Consider the following 17,455-nt stretch of genomic DNA (forward strand, 5'->3'; position numbering starts at 1 on the left):
CTCGTCTTCCTGAACTTGTTTCAGGATCTGTTGGCGACTTGCACCAGTATTGTCCGAAACAGATTGCTTCGGTCGTTCCTTCCTCTCAATCACGTTTTTCACTTGCGTCATTGGTAGCAAAGCGAAGCAATCTTTCAGCTGAGCTATCTCACCCTCTTGGCTCTTTATTCTTGGATCTAAAGTCTAATATCTAACGTCTTGTTCTCATTCTTTACTGAAAGGGTTATACAACAATAGCCCCAGGCAACGCCTGGGGGAAAATGCATTCGCATTTGAGATGGCGCAATCAAGCGGTGTTGAATGGTGGTAAACGCTTCATGCGCCATAATGGAAAATATTTTGTGAATCAGTTGTTCTGTCTTATTAATCCAGGCTTTTTCTAAATACACCTATGCGCTCCCGGGTTTAAGAGAACTAAACACAGGTGTAAGGTGAACTCGCCGGGCTTAGAACCGCTTTCGTTCGGTCTGGAACAGAATGAGTTCTGCTTAGAACCGCTTTCGTTCGGTTTTGAATAGAATGAGTTCTGCATAAAACCGCTTTCGTTTATCTTTTTACCGAATGATTTCACCTCAAAGGTGAACTAGTTCGGTTTGGAACTGCTTTAATTCACCTTTTTACCGAACTCGCGCATCTCCGGGGTGAGTGAATGCTATATTGAACTCCGCGAGTTCGGTTTTGAAGTGGGGGGGGTACTTCGGAAGTGGGGGCCCCCACTTCCGAAGTACCCCCCTGGGGTGATATGCAAACTGTAAATGATTTGCATGAAAAGAAACATGGAATGAGTATTTTGCTTCATCATTTAGAGGAGAAAGATTCAGTAATCAAAGAAAAGCATTTGAAATCAGATGATTATTACTCAAAAATGGAGATTCTGAAACTTAAAATTGGGCAGATTCATGGAAAAGCTGGTCGATAAAGAAATAAAGCACGACGGCACAACGCGGTCATAAAACAAAACCTGAAGATTATTTATATAGTTCGGCACGGGATTATACTGACGAAAAGGGATTGGTTGATGTTGTATTGGTTTTAGGCGTTTAGCGGATCGCAGATCCGCAGTTAAGAAGTGCTGATTACAAATCAGCACTGGCAGGGGGTTGTGAATGTCCAAACAACCTAGTGAAATGAGTTGCAAACTCAGGGCAGCGAACCCTTCGTTTCCGCTTCCCTCAAACGAGAGGCAGTTCGGAGTACTGGCGTAGCGAGAGTATCAAATTTGTTTTGTAAATTGGAGCATGAAAAAACTGAGAGGAATTGTTTTTTGTATGCTGGTGCTTTTATCGATAGATATGAATGCGCAGGATATTAGTTCAGACAATGAAGTCATCCTTAACGAGTGTTTTCAGATGATTGATTTGTTTGAGAAGAAAGATATGCAAGGGTTTGAATCGATGCTCAATAAAAAATACCACTTGGGTTATACTGACTCGGAGCTTGACAGCTTATTCAGGAAGTATGATGAAGTGAAGGCTCAATATGGAGCTATTGATACCGAAAAAGTAAGTGTTGCCGAAAGTTTTGAAGAAGAGGATAAGGAGAAAATTGAGAAGCGCGTTTCCGTGTTATTTCAATTTGGTTCGAATGAGAAGAGCAAGTTGAGTTTTGATTATCAGATCAAGGATAGCCATTACTTTTTAAAGTCGATAACGTTTTTTATGGTTGAAAAGGAAACGATGGATCAAACACCTGAAGGATCATAACTTCAAGGAGAGTATTCCTATTGATGATCCCAGGCAACTTCGAGAACCCGGCCTTGGCGGACTCATTTTAAACAGAGTGAATCACCTCCACTACCGACCATTCCATCGCCGAGCCGTATTTTATCGGTTCAGCGTTACGCTCACTTTTTCAATTTGCCCGCCCATTGGAGGGTTCATTTTCGAAATTTTTACCCGGGCATGTTCAATAACTGAAAACTCGGCATACAATTGATTTAAAATACGGGTGGCGACGTTTTCGAGCAAATCAGAAGTGATGGCCATTTCTCGCTTAATCAATTCATACACCTTTTGGTAGTCCAGGGCATCTTCCAATCGATCCGATTTTCCGGCAGCTTCACAGTCGGTTTCGATACTGACATTCACGATAAATTTATTTCCAACTTCTTTTTCAATCGGATAGTGCCCGTGGTAGGCATAAAATTCCAATCCTTCCAGATCAATTTGTCCCATTTTATTCGAAATAGATTTTCAATGTAAATTGTTGGGTGCAAAATTAAGTTTTCTTGGCTACTTTTTCATTTTATAGGCACTAAAAACCATTTGTGCAGAATCATTTTATATTTTTGTTTCTTTAAATTAATTGATGACTTCTATGAGCGAGAAAACTCCTGAAAAAGATGCGGTGGTAAAAAAGAATTTTATCCGCCAGATTATTGAAGAAGAATTAAAAGAAGGAAAGAATGATGGAAGGGTGCATACCCGTTTCCCGCCGGAACCAAACGGATATTTGCATATCGGGCACGCGAAGTCAATTTGTCTGAACTTTGGAACTGCTCAGGAATATGGAGGAATAACCAATTTGCGATTTGACGATACCAACCCCTCGAAAGAAGAAACCGAATATGTCGAATCGATCAAAAAAGATGTTCGTTGGCTGGGCTTTGATTGGGGAGAGCGTGAGTATTTCTCATCGGATTATTTTGACAATTTATATGCGTTCGCTGTCAAGTTAATAAAAGCGGATAAAGCCTATGTAGATGATCAGGATGCTGAAACCATCAGTACCCAAAAAGGAACACCAACACGACCGGGATTTGAAAGTCCGCACCGGGAACGTTCGGTCGAAGAAAATCTGGATCTTTTTGAGCGGATGCGTGGTGGCGAATTCAATGAAGGCGAAAAGGTGTTGCGTGCAAAAATAGATATGGCATCGCCGAATATGCATATGCGTGATCCTATTTTGTACCGGATCATGAAAACGCCTCACCATCGCACAGGAGATAAGTGGTGCATTTACCCGATGTATGATTTTGCCCATGGGCAGGGCGATTATTGGGAAGGAATTACCCATTCGATTTGCACTTTGGAATTTGAAGTTCACCGTCCACTATACAACTGGTTTGTCGATCAGTTGAAAGAAGGGGAGTACAGGCCCCGTCAGATTGAGTTTGCCCGCTTAAATCTTACTTATACCGTAATGAGTAAGCGTAAGCTGCTTGAGCTGGTCAAAGAGAATTACGTCAATGGATGGGACGATCCGCGTATGCCGACCATCTCAGGATTGCGACGTCGGGGATATACACCGGAATCAATCCGCAATTTTGCCGACCGCATTGGTGTTACCAAAGTGGACGGAATGATTGACGTTGCTTTGTTGGAGCACAGTGTGCGTGAAGATTTGAATAAAAAAGCACAGCGGGTAATGGGCGTACTAAACCCGTTGAAAGTTGTTATCACCAATTATCCCGAAGGTCAGGTTGAAGAGTTGGATGCGGTAAATAACCCCGAAAACCCGGATGCCGGAAAGCGCCAAGTACCTTTCTCGAAGGAAATCTATATTGAGCGCGATGACTTTATGGAAGATCCACCGCGCAAGTTTTTCCGACTCGCTCCCGGACGTGAGGTGCGCCTTCGGTACGCGTATTACCTTACGTGCAACGAAGTAATTAAAGACGAAAACGGCGAGATTACAGCCTTGCACTGTACCTACGATCCTGAAACCAAAGGCGGTAATTCACCTGATGGACGGAAAGTGAAAGCAACATTGCACTGGGTGTCTGCCAGCAATAATGTTGAGGCTGAAGTTCGCTTGTACGATCGTTTATTTTTGGACGAAGAGCCTGATGGACACAAGGATCGTGATTTCAAAAAATTTCTGAATCCTGATTCATTAACCGTTATAAAGAAATGCTACCTGGAGCCATTTGTGAAAGATGCGAAACCATTGGATTCATTCCAATTCGAGCGACTGGGCTATTTCAATGTTGATCCGGATAGCTCAACGGATCAGTTGGTTTTTAACCGCACGGCTCCTTTGCGAGATAACTGGTCAAAATTTAAAGGAAAATAAACCTACAACATAGAAATGAAAGGCGAGACAATTGAGTTCTCGCCTTTTTTAATGAACTAAATTGCTTCTTACCGATTATTCACTTCCATTAGCCGATCATTTTTTCTCAGGAATACTTGGAATAGCTAGTTTTACCGTAGAAATTAAAGGTCGTGCATCATGGAAACATATCATCATTGCAGGTCAGAAAGACATCATGCAAGAGAGAGAAAGTCACACGGTTCTTTTCTGGGAACCGTTTTAGTCGTTATCGGAATTCTGTGGATTTTAAAAGAAATCGGCTGGCAGCTTGGCTTGCCGGCTTGGCATGTCGTTCAAGATGCCGGAGCCAGTTTCCTGAATATTTTCCACTTTGGAGCTATTTTAGTTACCTGGCCGGTTATTTTGTTACTCGTTGGTGTTTTGCTCATTGTAGGGCGAAGGCTAATTGGAGCCTTATTTTTAGTGTTCGCCATTTTATTTTTGCTACCTCACCTCATCATTCCCGGAATTTTACTGGTACTCTTTTTTCCACTGGTGCTGATTGTTTTGGGAATTGTGTTGATTAGCAAACTTTTTTAGCATTTTTGAGGCGAATTATACTTGTGCGAAGAATTGAATACAAATTTATTTTCGAAGGATACAAAGGCTGGATATTATGAAGGATAGAGAAAGAGGAAATAAAAGATATTACTTTGGGCTGATACTCATTGGTATAGGAGGAATCCTGATTTTGGAACGATTGAACCTGATTCCCTGGAGTATTGCTGACTTGCTCATATCATGGCAAATGTTGTTAATTGCGATTGGCGTATTCTCCTTGCTTGGAGGTAACCGAACAGGAGGAACCATCATGATTGCTATTGGAGGTATTTTTCTGGTTCCTGAACTTGTTGATATACCTCATGAAATACGCAGGCTTTATTGGCCTTTATTGTTAGTTGGTGCAGGAGTCGCTTTAATCTATCGGCACAAGGGGTGTAAATCGCGGATAGAACATGGCGTTGGCGAGCAGGATCTTAATCAGTTTGATGATTTTGTCATTTTTGGTGGGCGCGAAGTTTTCATCAATTCGCAGGATCTGAAAGGAGGTCGGTCGACATCGATCTTTGGTGGAATCGAGTACGATCTGAGGCAAGCCACACTTTCACCTCAAGGGGCTTATATCGATACCATTTCCGTGTTTGGAGGCTGCAGTATAAAGGTGCCGCTGGACTGGAATGTACGCAATGAGGTAACCACTATTTTTGGTGCTTTTACCGACAAACGAGGCGATACCTTCCAACATTCGCATTACGATCCATCAAAGACACTGGTCATTAGAGGTTTTACAGTTTTTGGAGGTTTTGAAGTGAAGCATGTATAATTGAATCTATGAAACACCCTTTCATTAATAACAAAATACTGATGCTCTATTATGGGGTGTTTTGGTTGGTTATCGGGGTGAGCAATATTTCAATTCAATACTTTTGGTATGGAACCGATCTGATTAGTTCCAGCTTATCAGCTTTCATTTACTTTGTTATTTACCCGGTTCTGGGAGCTAGTATTTGGTTTATCATCAAATACAACAGTTTAGAAGAAAATGAGCTGACGTGGGTTCTTCTTTATCATTTGATTGGGGCTTCAATCTTAAACGCCATCTGGATTTACCTGGGCTTTATCAGTATTAAGGTCATCGACTCGGGAAACCTCCATCTGCTGTATGATACCTTGCCCGGCCGGATCTTTTCGGGTTATGTGATGTACGTTATTTTTGTGCTGTTTTTTCTGGCCATCAACTACTATCAAAGTCTGAAAGAAAAGATCAAGAAGGAAGCAGAGCTGAAATCATTAATACGCGAAGCTGAATTAAGTGCCTTGAAATCACAAATCAATCCGCACTTTCTTTTCAATAGCTTGAATTCGATTGCTTCGCTAACGATGAGCTTTCCTGAAAAAGCACATGAAATGGTGATCAATTTATCCCGGTTTATGCGTTATGCCTTGCAGCACGATCAGGACGAAACCGTTTCGTTGAAGGATGAGCTGGAGAATATAAAACTGTACCTGAGTATTGAAAAAGTGAGGTTCGGGAAAAAATTAAATCCTGTTTTTGAAGTGGAAGAAAGTTGTCATAACTTTCAGATTCCGAATATGATTTTGCAACCATTATACGAGAATGCCATCAAATATGGTGTGTATGAGGCAACGGAGCCTGTTAGTATAACAACAAGCTGTAAGACCGAAAATGGAAATATGTTGATTATTATAGAAAATGATTACGATGCGGAGAGCATCAGAAACAGGGGAGAGGGAATTGGCCTCCGGAATATCAGACAACGATTGGAACTCATTTACGGAACGTCAGAACTTATTCGAATTACGGATTTGAAGACAAGCTTTAAAATTGAATTATTACTACCCAAAAAAATACCGGCATGAAACGAGCATGTAAAGGCCATTACACACAGGAGAATCATTATAAGCGAGTTCCATCGAATACCGTTGAAAATTTTAAATTATAATGAGATGAAAGAAGAACTAACAGCATTAATCATTGAAGACGAAGAATTGGCCAGAAACCTGTTGAAGTCTTATTTAAAAGATCATCCGAAACTCAACTTGATTGGAGAGTGTGAAAATGGCTTTGAAGGGGTTCAAAAAATCAATGAACTCAAGCCGGACCTTGTTTTTTTAGATATTCAGATGCCGAAAATTACAGGGTTCGAAATGTTGGAGTTGCTCGATCATAAACCTGAAATTATTTTCACAACCGCCTACGACCAATATGCCTTAAAAGCGTTTGACTACAGCGCTGTCGACTATTTGCTGAAACCATTTTCGAAAGATCGAATGTTGGAAGCCATTGAAAAAGTTGCCGACCGGATTGGGAATAATGAAAGCACCGGTGATAAGCTGGAGCAACTCAGCAGCTATGCGGTTAATGAATACCTGGAGCGAATTGTCGTGAAAGATCGTCACAAAATAAATATCATTCCGGTTGATCAGGTGCGCTACCTCGAGTCGATGGATGATTATGTGTTGATTTACACCCAGGACGGACGCTATATGAAACAGAATACGATGAAGTACTTCGAGGCACACTTGAACCCGAAAGACTTTATTCGAATTCACCGTTCGTACATTGTGCGGGTAGAGTGTATTGCCGAAATTCAGCAATATGAAAAGGAGTCGTACATCGTCATTATGAAAGATAAAACCAAATTAAAGGTGAGTAAAACCGGGTATAAAAAGATCAAGGAAGTGCTGCATTTTTAGAAGAATTGAGCCGGAATGGCTCATTGGTTTAGTTTTAAATTAGTTTTATTTCAAAGTCCTGTTATAGTTGCAGGACTTTTTTACTTTTACCAGCTTAAAATGACAACATGAAGCGGATTTTCCTGTTTGCGATATTTTGTATTCCTTTGGTCGGTTTTGCTCAAAATGAAGTTAAGCCAGAAGGGGATAAGTTGCTCTGGTTTGTTGCTGTCTTCGTTGCGATTCCACTGCTGTATATTATTTTGAGTCGGGTCTTTGCGAAACCGAATAAACTAAAAGGTAAGCCCGTTTCCGTTAAGAAAAATCAATTGAAAATTGAACTGCTGAAAGATCGTAAGTTCAAACCCAATGTGCTGACATTGAAAATCACAAACAACAGTAAAAAGGATATCGATCTGGAAGCGCCAATACTGACGTTTCGAAAAATATGGACGAAACGTAAGTTCAAGTTAAAAGGAATTAACCGGTATGTAATTTACCCGCTTTTTCTTGAAGCCGGGAAAACGCATGAACTACGCATCGACTTAAGTGTTTTTTATAATCACGATCGAAAGCTAAAACGGTATTTCTGGTCGAAAGTCCGGGTGTTTGATACAAACGGGAAAAAATATTCATCTTCCTACATCACCCTTCGAAAAAGTTTATTTTCATAAATGAGAGACTGGACATTTAATCATATCGATTTTTCAATCTATCCTTATTACCGAGGTGATGACTTGGGTGTACTTTATTCACCCGGGGAAATTTTGGTTAAGTTGTGGGCTCCGGCAGCAAAGGAAGTCGAGTTTAGGTTGTACGAGAAAAGCTCGGGTGGTAGCCCGTTTCGGATTGAAAAAATGGCTGCAACACCAAACGGGGTTTGGCAGATTCGACTGGATGGCGATTTTAAAGATCGTTATTTTACCTTCCGGGTAAACGACGGTGAGTGGTTAAATGAAACACCGGGTGTAGATACAAAGGCTGTTGGCTCAAACGGGAAACGCGGTTTAATCTACAATCCACAGGAAACGAATCCCGAAGGTTGGGAACACGACAAGCCGCTCGAACCCAAAAACGCGGTAGATGCCGTTTTGTACGAATTGCACGTGCGTGATTTTTCAATAGCCCCTTCATCTGGAATGAAGCAAAAAGGCAAGTACTTAGCTTTTACTGAAACTGGAACAAAAACACCCCGACAGTTAGCTTCAGGTATTGATCATTTAAAAGAGCTGGGAATTACGCATGTTCATTTGCTTCCGGTATACGACTTTTTTACGGTCGATGAAAATTATCCTTATCTGAAATACAACTGGGGGTATGATCCTCTTAATTACAATGCACCCGAAGGAAGTTATGCCACTAATCCCGACAATATTTCCAGAATCAAGGAGCTGAAACAATTGGTTCAGGCTTTACATGCTGCCGGTATTGGCGTGGTGATGGATGTTGTATATAACCATACCGGCTATACACGACGCTCATGGTTTAATCAAACGGTGCCGGGCTATTACTACCGGCAAAATAGAAATGGGAAGTTTGCCAATGCCAGCGGATGTGGAAACGAAATTGCTTCGGAGCGGGCAATGGTTCGCAGATACATTATTAATTCGCTTAAATACTGGGCTTCGGAATTTCACCTGGACGGTTTCCGTTTTGATTTGATGGGGATTATGGATATTCAGACGATGAATGAGATTCGTTGGCATTTAGACGAGCTTCGCCCCGGCATTCTGTTGTATGGCGAAGGGTGGGCGGCAGACTACAGCCCGATGGATGAACGATACCGGGCCGTAAAACATCACGTGGTCAATTTAAATGGAATAGCCTGTTTTAATGATGATATGCGCGATGCCATAAAAGGAAACAACTTTGATGAGAAAAGCCGTGGTTTTGTAAATGGCCGGACTTTGAATGAAGAAGCGGTCAAGTTTGGGGTTGTTGCGGCCTGTTACCATCCGAGTATTGTTTATGGCTATGTTGAAAGTTCGAAACATGCCTGGGCAAAAGAACCCTGGCAGTGTGTCAACTATGTGTCGTGTCACGATAACTTTACCTTGTACGATAAATTACGAATGAGCTGCCCCGATGCCTCCGTAGATGAGTTGAAGAAAATGCAAAAGCTTGCCGGAGCACTAATTTTAACGTCGCAAGGCATTCCGTTTTTACATGCCGGAAGTGAATTTTGCAGAAGCAAAAAGGGAAACCACAATTCCTATAAATCACCGGATTCGATTAATCAGATTGACTGGAACTTAAAAGATGAGCACGTTGATGTGTTTCACTATTATAAAAAATTGATTGAATTGCGTAAGAAGATTGGCGTTTTCAGGATGCAGTCGGCTGACGAAATCCGCAAGTATCTGAACTTCTCACAAAACTATCAGCCTGGAGTTTTGGCTTATTCCTTTTTAAATTGTCCGAACGAATTTAACTGGAAAACCATTCAGCTCATCTTCAATGCGAAAAAGGAACCTGCAATAATGGAGCTTGATGAGCACGATTGGCATGTGATTGCCCGTGAAGATGAAATCTGTTACGACGGGATCGATTGCCTGATCGATCGAAAAGCCATTGTTCCGCCTATATCGATGATGATTTTAGTAAAAGGATATTAGAAAATCGCCAATAGCAGGTCGATATCTTTACTGGCAATATGGAGCTTGTCGCCCAAGTCTTTGTTGGTTAAAATACCGTTGTAAATATACACACCTCTGCGAATTCCATTCGACTGCTTAATGTAATTCTGTACACCACCACTTTCGCCAATGGCAATGATAATAGGAGCCAAAACATTACTTAAGGCAATAGACGCAGTACGAGCCACAATAGAAGCCACATTATGCACACAATAGTGAATAACCCCGTGCTTGACGTAAGTCGGATTTTTAAGGTCGGTTGCCTTACTGGTTTCAAAGCATCCACCTTGGCTGATATTCAGATCAATAATTACGGAGCCTGGTTTCATACTCTTCACCATTTCTTCAGACACCCTAAAAGAAGGGTTGGAATTGAAAGACATGGCACCTAAAACGACATCAGCCGATTTTAACGCTTTCCGTATTACATTCGGGTACAAGACCGAAGTAAACACCCGTTGTCCCAGCTTCGACTCCAGTTCTTGCAGGTTAAACATATTATCGTCGAAGATTTTAACCGTTGCACCTAAACCAAGCGCTGCACGGGCTGCATATTCGGCAGCTGTTCGGGCTCCCAAAATAACCAGTTCTGTTGGTGAAATCCCGGTTACCCCACCTAAAAGGACTCCTTTCCCATTTCTGGAATTACTGAGGTATTCGCTGGCTAAAGTAATTGATGTTGCTCCCGAAATCTGGCTCATCAGTCGTACAACAGGCAAACACTTGTTTTCGTTTTCCATGTACTCGTAGGCAATGGTTGTCACCTTCTTTTTCATGAGTTTTTGAACCGTTTCCTGACAATGCGTGCTGAGATGCATATTTGAAATGAGGGTTTGATGACCTCTCAATAAATCAACTTCCTCGGAACTAAAAGGAGCAACACGAATAATAACGTCGCACTGAAAAACTTCTTCATGTTTATCCACAACAATAGCTCCTGCTTCCCGGTACTCTTCGTCCGAATAACTGGATGCTTTTCCTGCATCGGTTTCAATATAAACTTCGTGGCCGTACGAAACCATCAATTCAACAGCTTCGGGTGTGAGTGGAATACGGTACTCAATTTTTGAAAAATCGGAAGGAATACCGATGGTAATTTTCTTTCCTCGCTTACGAATTTCCAACATCTCTTCTTTGGGTAGAAGCAGAGATTTTATTTCCGGGAGTTGTTCTTTTTCAGTCATTCAGGAGAAATTTGACGTTCAATTTACTCTTTAAAAGTATTTTTTCAAAAAGATTTAGACGATATTAGCTGTAAGCTGCCTTCTTGAAGAGTCAAGAACTTCAATTTTTACTTCAACAATATTTTCGGGCAGCAAGGGCTCAATGTTTTCCGGCCATTCCATCATGCAATATTTACCACTATACAAATAATCATCAAAGCCAATGTCCAGTGCTTCTTCAATGTCTTTTATCCGGTAAAAATCGAAATGAAAAATCCGCTCGTTTGTCGAAGTGCTGTACTCGTTTACCAACGCAAAAGTAGGACTGGTTATCGGATCAACCGAACCTAGCTGCCGGCACAAGGCCTTGATAAAAGTCGTTTTTCCTGCGCCCATCTTGCCATAGAAAGCAAAAATCCGCTCATTAGGAAAATGAAGGAGTAAGGATTTTGCAGCTGTTTGAATTTCTTCAACTGAATTAATGTGAATTGAAAACATGCTTTTTCGTTCTAATTGATGCAAATTTAAGTAAAGTTCGTTTTAAAAAAGACAAAGGCTGATCTTTGTTCGATTTATGTTTTGAAAAATTGTGTTACTTTTGATGCAAATACAATTCAATCGATCATTATGAATCTGCCAGAAAACTTAAAGTACACAAAAGAGCACGAATGGGTTCGTGTTGAAAAAGATAGTGTTTATGTTGGTATTACCGACTTTGCTCAAGGAGAATTGGGGGACATTGTTTTTGTTGAAATAGAAACTGAAGGAGAAGATTTGCCAAAAGGTGAAACCTTTGGTACTGTTGAAGCTGTAAAAACTGTTTCAGACCTTTTTATGCCTGTTGGTGGTAAGGTTGTCGAATTTAATGCGGCGTTGGAAGATGAGCCCGAGTTGATCAATAAGGATCCATACGACAAAGGCTGGATGATTAAAATTGAAATGAGTGATACAGCTGATTTGGATGACTTGATGGATGCCGAAGCCTATAAGGCGATGCTGGAAGCTTAATTTTTGATAATTTCGTTGCCTTTTTATTTAAGGAAGGCAATCTTACGATATTAATCCCTGAGGAATTTTTCCTTGGGGATTTTTTTGTGGTTTGCATTTGATTTTTTAAGTCGGGAGCTAAAAAAGCTTTTTGTATTCGATAGTGGCGATTGAAAACAGGCACAAAAAAAATCCGGCACAATGTCCGGATTTTCGTTATTTGAGATTAAATTATTTTCTACAATGATTTGGCAACTTCAATTTCATGGAAAGCTTCAACCATGTCACCTTCTTTAATGTCGTTATATCCTTCAATGTTTAGTCCGCATTCGTAACCTTTTTGTACTTCTTTCACATCGTCTTTAAAGCGTTTAAGCGATCCTAAAGTACCGGTGTAAATCACAATACCATCACGAATTAAACGAACTCTGGAAGAGCGCATGAATTTTCCATCGCGAACAATACAACCTGCAATCGTTCCTACTTTCGTAATCTTAAAGGTCTCCAAAATTTCAGCTGTTCCCAGAATTTCTTCTTTAATTTCCGGTGAAAGCATTCCTTCCATGGCCGATTTGATTTCGTTGATCGCATCGTAGATGATTGAATACAAGCGGATGTCCACTTCTTCTTTTTCAGCTAATTTACGAGCTTGCAAACTAGGTCGAACCTGGAATCCAACAACAATTGCATCAGAAGCTGTTGCCAGCATAACATCTGATTCGGAAATGGCACCAACCGCTTTATGAATTACATTGACTTGAATTTCTTCGGTCGATAGCTTAATTAATGAATCAGACAGTGCTTCGATTGATCCATCCACGTCACCTTTAACAATCAGGTTCAGTTCCTGGAAGTTTCCAATAGCAATACGTCGTCCAATTTCATCAAGTGTAATGTGTTTCTGTGTACGTAATCCTTGTTCGCGTGCCAACTGCTCACGTTTGTTTGCAATTTGTCTGGCTTCACGTTCGTTCTCAAACACGTTGAATTTATCTCCTGCCTGTGGAGCTCCATCCAGCCCAAGAATAATTACCGGTTCTGAAGGACCTGCACTTTCGATTCGTTGATTTCGTTCGTTGAACATGGCTTTTATATGGCCATAATATTGACCGGCAAGCATAATATCGCCTTGGTGTAAAGTTCCATTCTGAACCAATACGGTGGCAACATATCCGCGTCCTTTATCCAGGGACGATTCAACAATTGTTCCGGTTGCCCGTCTGTCTTTATTCCCTTTCACTTCAAGCATCTCTGCTTCCAGCAGTACTTTCTCAAGAAGCTCGTCGATGTTAACACCGTTTTTGGCCGAGATGTCCTGACTTTGATACTTTCCTCCCCATTCTTCAACAAGGTAGTTCAAGTTAGCCAGTCCTTCTTTTATTTTTTCCGGATTAGATCCGGGTTTGTCAATTTTATTAATCGCAAAAACAATAGGAACGCCTGCAGCTTGCGCGTGATTAATAGCCTCTTTTGTTTGAGGCATGATATCGTCGTCAGCTGCAACAATAATAATGGCAATATCAGTAACCTGTGCACCACGGGCACGCATTGCTGTAAATGCTTCGTGACCGGGAGTATCCAGAAACGTAATCATACGTCCGTCTTCCAGGCTTACGTGGTAAGCTCCAATGTGTTGGGTAATCCCTCCGGCCTCACCGGCAATTACGTTGGCACTTCGGATGTAGTCAAGCAAAGACGTTTTACCGTGGTCAACGTGTCCCATAACCGTTACGATTGGAGCACGTGGATGGACTTCATCCGGCTCGTCATCCTCTTCAACACCGTCTAAAATATCGGCACTGACGAACTCAACTTCGTAACCAAATTCTTCTGCTACAATTTGCATGGTCTCAGCATCGAGGCGTTGGTTGATTGAAACAAACAGACCAAGGCTCATACATGATGAGATAATTTCGGTAACTGTAACATCCATCATGGTTGCCAATTCCGAAACGGACACAAATTCAGTAACTTTTAATATATTTTTTTCCGCACTTTGCTTTTCGACTTCAGCAGCAGCTTTATCACTTGCCGCTTGTCGTTTATCGCGGCGGTATTTTGCACCTTTTGATTTTTGTTTGCCTGAAGTAAGACGCGCTAACGTATCTTTAATTTGCTTTTGTACATCTTCTTCTGTAACCTCTTTTTTGATGACTCTGCGCTTGCCCTTTGCTCCTCCGGGCACTTGTTGCCCGCGGCCACGTTTTTCAACATTTACACGAGGTCCGGCACCAGGGTCTTTTTGAATCCGGCGACGTTTTTTCTTGTTTGCCTGAGCATTGTTGTCGCTGGAAGAAGCAACGGGTTTTTTCTTAATATCGATTTTTCCAACCACGTTCGGACCCGAAAGTTTCTGGACATTTGTTTTGTGGTCTTTTCCTTTTTCTTGCTGACCCTGACGTTTTTGTTTTTCGCGCTCTTTACGCTCGTCCTCTTTTTGTTTTTTCGTTTTCTTCGTGGGGCGGGTTTTTTGGTTGATCGAAGAAAGATCGATTTTCCCTACTACTTTTACTTCATCAACTTTTTTATTAGGGACATTTGTTTCAAGTGCTTCGGTATCCTTTTTAGGAGCTACTTCCTCTTTAGGAGTTGAAACTTCTTCTTTTTTATCCTCAACTTTTTCTTCTACTTTCTCGGGAGTTGGCTTTGGCTCTTCCTTTTTTGTTTCGGCTTTCGGAGTGGCAATTTCCTCTGGCTTCTCCTGTTGTGACTTAGGCTCTTTTTCTTCGTTTGCTTTCTTGTCACCTTTTTTGATAACAGTAGGTTTTCCTTCCCGTTTCGGAGGGTTCATACTTTCTAAATCAATTTTGCCAACAACCTTGGGCTTGTTCGTTTCCGGAAGTTCTTCTTTTTCTTCAGTTGGTCGGGGCTTTGGCTCAGGCTTCGTTTTAGGAGCTTCTTTCTTAGGAACATTCATGTCCTTAATACGAACTTCTTCCACTTCCTCTTCTTCCTCGGCATCCTCAGTGTCTGATTCTTCCGCAGAGGCGTCAGTATTGTCGAGTGAAATAGATTCATTTTTATGACGGTGACTCATCAGGTTTATTTTTTCTGACTCTTTTTTCAGACTGATATCACTTTTATACTCTTTTTCGAGCATGTGGTATGCATCTTCTGAAATTTTAGAGTTTGGATTTGGGTCAATTTCAAATCCCTTTTTATGTAAAAAATCAACAATTGTATTGATTCCCACATTAAATTCTCTTGCTACCTTACTAAGTCGCGTACTATTTTTGCCAATTGCCATATAATCCCTATCTATTTTTATATCTTTTTTTGAAGTTCTTACGCCCAAAAACTATGCAATTTTAAATCCAATTTATTTAAATCCCAATAGTTTGATGTTATTTGTTTCTAATTACTCAAATTCAGAGCGTAAAATCTTTAACACATGATCAATTGTCTCCTCTTCCAGATCGGTACGTTTGATCAAGTCTGCACGGCTTAATCCCAATACATTTTTAGCCGTATCGCACCCAATTGATTTTAGCTGATCCAAAATCCAACCTTCAATCTCATCAGAAAACTCATCCAGGTTGACATCTTCGTCATCGGTAGCCATTTCACGGTACACGTCAATTTCGTAACCGGTTAGCTGGCTCGCCAAACGAATATTTAAACCACCTTTACCAATAGCCAGCGAAACTTCTTCTGGCTTCAGGTATACGTCGGCGCGTTTAGCTTCATCGTTTAACTTGATCGAGGAAATTTTAGCCGGATTCAATGATCTTTGGATGAACAACTGAACGTTGGTTGAATAGTTGATCACGTCAATGTTTTCATTTTTAAGTTCGCGGACAATGCCATGAATACGAGATCCTTTCATCCCAACACAGGCTCCTACCGGATCAACACGTTCGTCATATGACTCAACAGCCACTTTCGCACGTTCGCCCGGAACACGAACAATCTTTTTGATCGTTATCAAACCATCAAAAATCTCAGGAACTTCCAACTCAAATAAGCGCTCCAGGAATACCGGAGATGTTCGGGATAAAATAATTAGTGGGTTGTTGTTTTTTAATTCAACTTTATAAACGACAGCCCTTAAACTATCTCCTTTTCGAAAGTAGTCAGATGGAATTTGTTCTGTTTTTGGAAGAATCAGCTCGTTGCCTTCATCATCTAAAACAAGAATTTCTTTTTTCCAAACCTGATAAACTTCACCGGTTACAATGTCGCCAATCTTACTTTTGTATTTCCCGTAGATGTGGTCTTTTTCCAACTCCAGAATTCTACTGGCTAGGTTTTGACGCAAATTCAGAATTGCCCTTCTTCCAAAATCGTGCAATTTTACTTCGTCGGTTACTTCTTCACCAACTTCGTAGTCTGTGTCAATTTTTTTGGCTTCGGTAAGTGTAATCTGAAGATTTGGATCTTCAATTGCACTATCTTCAACAACCTCACGGTTGCGCCAAATTTCAAAGTCGCCCTTGTCGATATTTATAATGATGTCGAAGTTCTCGTCGGTTCCGTATGCTTTTTCCAAAACATTGCGGAACACGTCTTCAAGAACACTCATCATCGTGACCCGATCAATGTTTTTCAGGTCTTTAAATTCAGAAAAGGTATCGATAAGATTAATTGTATCCATCTTGCCCTCGATTTAGAATTTTATTATGTTTTTAACTGTTTTCGCTTCGTCAAACGCTATACGATGAACTCGGGTAATAAGTTGCTTTTTTTTATGTCCCTCAATTCGCTCACGTTTTGTCGATTCCAATTCAAATCCATCCTGGTCAACGGTTTTTAAAATACCTTCAAGTTTCTCCCCGGTTTTAAGCACCACTTCCATTTCCTGGTTCAAGTTTTTTACAAACTGACGCCGAATCTTTAAAGGTTGTCCAAGTCCTGAAGAAGAAACCTGCAATTCAAAATCTTCTTCCTCCCGATCCAGACTTCCTTCAACCAGTCGACTAATTTGAACACAATGGTCAATTGTAATCCCGTTTTCACCATCTAATGTAACCTGTATCTGATTACTTGGAGTGACGTCAATTTCAACGATGAACTGGTCTTCAGTTAGTTCGTCTTCAATGAGTTGGGTGATTTTACTTCTGTCGATCATAAATTTCAAGTAACTAAAACAGGGGACTTTGGGTCCCCTGCAAACGGTATTGATCTTCCAATTGTCAGCGCAAAATTAGCAAAAGGAATCGAAAACTCAAAATGTGAAAGTTAATGATCACCAGTATTTCGGCACATTACTAAAATAGCTGATTATTTGTAGATTGAGAGAGAACAAAAAAGTTTCTTATTTTTGTCGTCGCACATTCAATAAAAACAGCCGATACCTATTGAAAACAAATAAGAGAAAGATTATCAACGACCCGGTTTTTGGGTTCATCACCATTCAATCAGAGTTCATCTACGATCTCATTGAGCATCCCTATCTTCAAAGGTTGCGTCGAATTAAGCAGCTCGGACTTTCCAATA

16 protein-coding genes are annotated in these 17,455 nt (G+C 40.8%); 10 read left to right on the forward strand and 6 right to left on the reverse strand.

The window, feature by feature from the left end; all coding sequences use genetic code 11:
* Nucleotides 1-781: 781 nt before the first annotated feature.
* Complete coding sequence (locus tag ACTB00_RS18780) at nt 782-919, forward strand: hypothetical protein (protein WP_463301448.1); 138 nt, start codon at nt 782-784, stop codon at nt 917-919.
* A gap of 319 nt (nt 920-1,238) precedes the next feature.
* Nucleotides 1,239-1,703 carry a hypothetical protein gene (locus ACTB00_RS18785; RefSeq protein ID WP_463301449.1) on the forward strand — a complete coding sequence of 155 codons (465 nt, stop codon included), beginning with the start codon at nt 1,239-1,241 and terminating at the stop codon, nt 1,701-1,703.
* A gap of 120 nt (nt 1,704-1,823) precedes the next feature.
* On the opposite strand, the gene folB is transcribed toward ACTB00_RS18785, so the two are convergent.
* Nucleotides 1,824-2,174 carry a dihydroneopterin aldolase gene (gene folB / locus ACTB00_RS18790; RefSeq protein ID WP_463301450.1) on the reverse strand — a complete coding sequence of 117 codons (351 nt, stop codon included), beginning with the start codon at nt 2,172-2,174 and terminating at the stop codon, nt 1,824-1,826.
* A gap of 142 nt (nt 2,175-2,316) precedes the next feature.
* Between folB and ACTB00_RS18795 the strand changes: the two genes are divergently transcribed.
* The 7 genes from ACTB00_RS18795 (at nt 2,317) to pulA (ending at nt 9,848) form a co-directional block, all read left to right on the forward strand.
* Nucleotides 2,317-4,014 carry a glutamine--tRNA ligase/YqeY domain fusion protein gene (locus ACTB00_RS18795; protein WP_463301451.1) on the forward strand — a complete coding sequence of 566 codons (1,698 nt, stop codon included), beginning with the start codon at nt 2,317-2,319 and terminating at the stop codon, nt 4,012-4,014.
* A gap of 159 nt (nt 4,015-4,173) precedes the next feature.
* Nucleotides 4,174-4,575: a hypothetical protein gene (locus ACTB00_RS18800; RefSeq protein ID WP_463301452.1), complete on the forward strand. Its 402-nt coding sequence runs from the start codon at nt 4,174-4,176 to the stop codon at nt 4,573-4,575.
* 76 nt (nt 4,576-4,651) lie between these two features.
* Nucleotides 4,652-5,359, forward strand: a complete 708-nt coding sequence (locus ACTB00_RS18805) for a LiaI-LiaF-like domain-containing protein (RefSeq protein WP_463301453.1) — start codon at nt 4,652-4,654, stop codon at nt 5,357-5,359.
* Between the two features lie 8 nt (nt 5,360-5,367).
* Nucleotides 5,368-6,417, forward strand: a complete 1,050-nt coding sequence (locus ACTB00_RS18810) for a sensor histidine kinase (RefSeq protein WP_463301454.1) — start codon at nt 5,368-5,370, stop codon at nt 6,415-6,417.
* An 87-nt stretch (nt 6,418-6,504) separates the two neighbouring features.
* Nucleotides 6,505-7,254: a LytR/AlgR family response regulator transcription factor gene (locus tag ACTB00_RS18815; RefSeq protein ID WP_463301455.1), complete on the forward strand. Its 750-nt coding sequence runs from the start codon at nt 6,505-6,507 to the stop codon at nt 7,252-7,254.
* Between the two features lie 107 nt (nt 7,255-7,361).
* Complete coding sequence (locus ACTB00_RS18820; protein WP_463301456.1) at nt 7,362-7,907, forward strand: hypothetical protein; 546 nt, start codon at nt 7,362-7,364, stop codon at nt 7,905-7,907.
* Complete coding sequence (gene pulA / locus ACTB00_RS18825) at nt 7,908-9,848, forward strand: type I pullulanase (RefSeq protein ID WP_463301457.1); 1,941 nt, start codon at nt 7,908-7,910, stop codon at nt 9,846-9,848. It begins immediately after the preceding gene.
* Here pulA and ACTB00_RS18830 read toward each other — a convergent pair.
* Nucleotides 9,845-11,053: an alanine dehydrogenase gene (locus tag ACTB00_RS18830; RefSeq protein WP_463301458.1), complete on the reverse strand. Its 1,209-nt coding sequence runs from the start codon at nt 11,051-11,053 to the stop codon at nt 9,845-9,847. The genes pulA and ACTB00_RS18830 overlap by 4 nt on opposite strands.
* Nucleotides 11,054-11,107: 54 nt before the next feature.
* Complete coding sequence (gene tsaE / locus ACTB00_RS18835) at nt 11,108-11,530, reverse strand: tRNA (adenosine(37)-N6)-threonylcarbamoyltransferase complex ATPase subunit type 1 TsaE (RefSeq protein ID WP_463301459.1); 423 nt, start codon at nt 11,528-11,530, stop codon at nt 11,108-11,110.
* Between the two features lie 129 nt (nt 11,531-11,659).
* Here tsaE and gcvH point away from each other — a divergent pair, with 129 nt between their 5' ends.
* Nucleotides 11,660-12,040: a glycine cleavage system protein GcvH gene (gene gcvH, locus ACTB00_RS18840; RefSeq protein ID WP_463301460.1), complete on the forward strand. Its 381-nt coding sequence runs from the start codon at nt 11,660-11,662 to the stop codon at nt 12,038-12,040.
* A gap of 217 nt (nt 12,041-12,257) precedes the next feature.
* On the opposite strand, the gene infB is transcribed toward gcvH, so the two are convergent.
* The 3 genes from infB to rimP form a co-directional block, all read right to left on the reverse strand.
* Nucleotides 12,258-15,266, reverse strand: a complete 3,009-nt coding sequence (gene infB / locus ACTB00_RS18845) for a translation initiation factor IF-2 (RefSeq protein ID WP_463301461.1) — start codon at nt 15,264-15,266, stop codon at nt 12,258-12,260.
* A gap of 111 nt (nt 15,267-15,377) precedes the next feature.
* On the reverse strand, nt 15,378-16,613 hold the full coding sequence (gene nusA / locus ACTB00_RS18850; RefSeq protein ID WP_463301462.1) for a transcription termination factor NusA: 1,236 nt from the start codon (nt 16,611-16,613) through the stop codon (nt 15,378-15,380).
* Between the two features lie 12 nt (nt 16,614-16,625).
* Nucleotides 16,626-17,087: a ribosome assembly cofactor RimP gene (gene rimP / locus ACTB00_RS18855; protein WP_463301463.1), complete on the reverse strand. Its 462-nt coding sequence runs from the start codon at nt 17,085-17,087 to the stop codon at nt 16,626-16,628.
* Between the last annotated feature and the right edge of the window lie 368 nt (nt 17,088-17,455).

The organism is Sunxiuqinia sp. (assembly GCF_055140945.1).